At 62.0% G+C, this 3,308-nt stretch carries 3 protein-coding genes and 1 pseudogene; all 4 read left to right on the top strand.

Annotation, left to right across the window (positions count from 1 at the left end; all coding sequences use genetic code 11):
• Window positions 1–364 (top strand): annotated as a pseudogene (locus ACXJKO_RS30815) (MFS transporter); the annotation flags it as partial.
• A gap of 161 nt (window positions 365–525) precedes the next feature.
• Window positions 526–2,082 (top strand): glutamine-hydrolyzing GMP synthase, encoded by a 1,557-nt coding sequence (gene guaA / locus ACXJKO_RS30810; protein ID WP_457094816.1) that lies wholly within the window; start codon window positions 526–528, stop codon window positions 2,080–2,082.
• A 3-nt stretch (window positions 2,083–2,085) separates the two neighbouring features.
• A complete protein-coding gene (locus ACXJKO_RS30805) occupies window positions 2,086–2,433 on the top strand; it encodes an ArsC family reductase (protein WP_457094815.1) in 348 nt (115 codons plus the stop codon).
• 72 nt (window positions 2,434–2,505) lie between these two features.
• Window positions 2,506–3,252, top strand: a complete 747-nt coding sequence (locus ACXJKO_RS30800; protein ID WP_457094814.1) for a hypothetical protein — start codon at window positions 2,506–2,508, stop codon at window positions 3,250–3,252.
• Window positions 3,253–3,308: the final 56 nt, after the last annotated feature.

The raw sequence follows: 3,308 nt of genomic DNA, 5'->3' as shown, positions 1-3,308 counted from the left end.
GTGCACGGGCATCGGCACGTGGCGGCGCAATCCCGACGCCAAGTGGCGTCTGCGCCCTGGCAGCCTTGAGGTCCGCCTCAAGGAGCAGGCCACGGTTCTCGACCGTGCCGCCGCCCTGGTGAAACCGGGCGGACGGATCGTCTACATCACCTGCTCTATCCTGCCGGAAGAGAACGACGATACGCTCGCCGCCTTCATGGAAAGGTATGCGGGCTTCAAGCCCTTGAAGCCCTCGGAGGTCCTGGCATCAGCGGGGCTTGAGAGCCTGCAGAAGATTGTCAGGCCGACAGCCTATGGTCTTCAGCTGACACCTTTGAAGACAGGCACGGATGGCTTCTACATCGCCATTCTGACGAAGGATTAGACCTTGATGCAAGCCCACGAGCCCAAGAGTGGCATGGGGCGAAAGGCGCTAAAAAAGCCTGGTGCCGCATCCCAGGGACTCAAAAGGCATGACAGGCCGACAAATATGAGGGTAAAGCACGGGGGCTCCCGTACTTCCGCACAACGCTCACGCGATAGATCATGACCCAGACCCACGACAAGATTCTCATCGTCGATTTCGGCTCCCAGGTAACCCAGCTCATCGCCCGCCGCGTGCGTGAGGATGGCGTCTATTCCGAGGTGGTGCCGTTCCAGAAGGCGGCCGAGGCCATCCGCACGATGAAGCCCAAGGGCGTGATCCTGTCGGGCGGGCCGGAATCGGTCACCGCCGACAACTCGCCCCGCGCTCCGCAGGAATTGTTCGACACAGACGTTCCGGTATTCGGCATCTGCTACGGCCAGCAGACCATGGCGGCCCAGCTCGGCGGTGAAGTCGAGGGCGGGCACCATTCCGAATTCGGCCGCGCCGAGATCGAGGTGCTGACGGAAAGCCCGCTCTTCCAGGGCGTGTGGCAGGTGGGCAAGAAGTATCCCGTGTGGATGAGCCACGGCGACCGGGTCACGAAGCTTCCCGAAGGCTTCGAAGTGCTGGCGGCTTCCGAGAACGCGCCTTTCGCGGTCGTGGCCGATGAGGGGCACAAGTACTACGGCGTGCAGTTCCACCCGGAAGTGGTGCACACCCCGCAGGGTGCGCAGCTGATCCGCAACTTCGTGCGCGACATCGCGGGCTGCAAGGGCGATTGGACCATGAAGGCTTTCCGCGAGGAGGCCATCGAGCGCATCCGCGCCCAGGTAGGCACAGGCCGCGTGATCTGCGGCCTGTCGGGCGGCGTTGACTCGGCAGTGGCGGCAGTGCTTATCCACGAGGCCATCGGCGACCAGCTCACCTGCGTGTTCGTGGATCACGGTTTGCTTCGCTCTTCCGAGGCCGAGCAGGTGGTGACGCTGTTCCGCGACCACTACAACATCCCGCTCGTCCATGTGCAGGCGCAAGATCTCTTCATCGGAGCGCTGGAAGGCGTCWCCGATCCCGAGGTGAAGCGCAAGACCATCGGCMRGCTSTTCATCGACGTRTTCGACGARGARGCGAAGAARATCGGCGGCGCGGATTTCCTSGCGCARGGKACGCTSTATCCCGAYGTGATCGAGAGCGTSTCCTTCACCGGTGGTCCTTCCGTCACCATCAAGAGCCACCACAATGTGGGCGGTCTCCCTGAGCGCATGAAGATGAAGCTCGTGGAGCCATTGCGCGAGCTGTTCAAGGACGAGGTGCGCGTGCTCGGCCGCGAGCTCGGCTTGCCGGATGCCTTCGTCGGCCGTCATCCGTTCCCCGGTCCTGGCCTTGCGATCCGCGTTCCCGGCACGATCACCCGCGAGAAGCTCGATATCTTACGCAAGGCAGACGCGGTTTATCTCGAAGAGATCCGCAATGCCGGTCTCTACGATGAAATCTGGCAGGCGTTCGCCGTGCTGCTGCCGGTGAAGACGGTCGGCGTCATGGGTGACGGGCGTACCTACGACCATGTCTGCGCATTGCGCGCCGTGACGTCGGTCGATGGCATGACGGCGGATTTCTATCCCTTCGACATGACGTTCCTCGGCCGCGTGGCAACCCGCATCATCAACGAGGTGAAGGGCATCAACCGCGTGACCTACGACATCACCTCGAAGCCGCCCGGCACCATCGAGTGGGAATAACCCATGTCGGTGACGCTCTACGGCATCAAGAACTGCGACACGATGAAGAAGGCGCGCGCCTGGCTCGATGCCAAAGGCGTGACTTACGCCTTCCACGACTACAAGGCTTCAGGCATCGACCGCGCGCGGCTCGAGGGCTGGGCGCGCGATGTGGGTTGGGAAACGCTTCTCAATCGCGCCGGCACCACGTTTCGCAAGCTGCCGGATGCTGAGAAGACTGGCATCGATGAGCGCAAGGCGCTCGCGCTGATGGTCGACCAGCCGTCCATGATCAAGCGCCCCGTGCTCGACTTGAGCGGCCGTCTAGTCGTAGGATTCAAGCCTGAGCTCTACGAGACGGCTTTTCGCTGATCGGCGGCCTTCCGTCTGCGCGAAGCCCGCCGTTGCGAGCTCGTGTTCAGTCTACGACGGAGGGTTAGGGTCATGGTTCGGAAGCGCACGGCGAAGACCGTTGCTCTCGCGGCGTTTGGCGTGCTCTGGGCAAGCTCATCCTTCGCTGAAGGGACCGACTGCTTTTCCTACGGCTATGAAGATCCGGGCCGCTCCGTGAACGGCCCTATTGCCCTTGGCCGAGTCAACAATCAGTCTCCCCGCGTCAATTTCCTGAAAACGTCGATCCTCAAAGCCGGCTGCCCTAACAAAAGTGCGGCCTGCCAGGACAAGCCTTATCTCGTTTCAGGCGACGAAGTCGTGATCATCGGCACGAAGGGTGACTTCGTCTGCGCGAGCTATGCCGGCAAGCAGGGGCGCGTCACGGACGGCTGGCTCCCGCGTTCCGCCATCTCCATCGTGCAGGATCAACCGGACGTCGGAGCAAAGGATTGGATAGGGCGATGGCAAAGCGGCCCGGAGCAGAGCATCGTGATCGAGCAGGTCGATAAGGCCGGTGTTCTGGCGATCAAGGGCGATGCGACCTGGGGCGCTTCCGATCCCGAGCGGGTCAAACGCGGCGCCATCAATATCGGGTCGCTGGAGGGGGAGACGAAGGTCGAGGGTGCCATCCTCTCATTCGGAATTGGCGAGAACGGCACACTTCCATTCGATCAAGCGGACGAGGCGGATTGCAAGGTCCAGATGCAGCGCCTTGGGCCGTATCTGCTGGTCAAGGACAACAACAATTGCGGTGGAATGAACGTGTCGTTCACCTCCGTCTACCGGCGTACCAAGTAAGCCGAGCTACATCCCAGCACAAATGAAAAGGGCAGGTTCTCAGACCTGCCCTTTCC

This window comes from Microvirga sp. P5_D2, from assembly GCF_054049475.1.
Note: the sequence above shows the minus strand (reverse complement) of the source record. Positions and strands in the feature narration are given on the sequence as shown.

Bases quoted from the DNA above. Each gene is read 5' to 3' on its own strand.
- ACXJKO_RS30800 (WP_457094814.1), top strand. From the start codon at position 2,506: ATGGTTCGGAAGCGCACGGCGAAGACCGTTGCTCTCGCGGCGTTTGGC.
- ACXJKO_RS30805 (WP_457094815.1), top strand. From the start codon at position 2,086: ATGTCGGTGACGCTCTACGGCATCAAGAACTGCGACACGATGAAGAAG.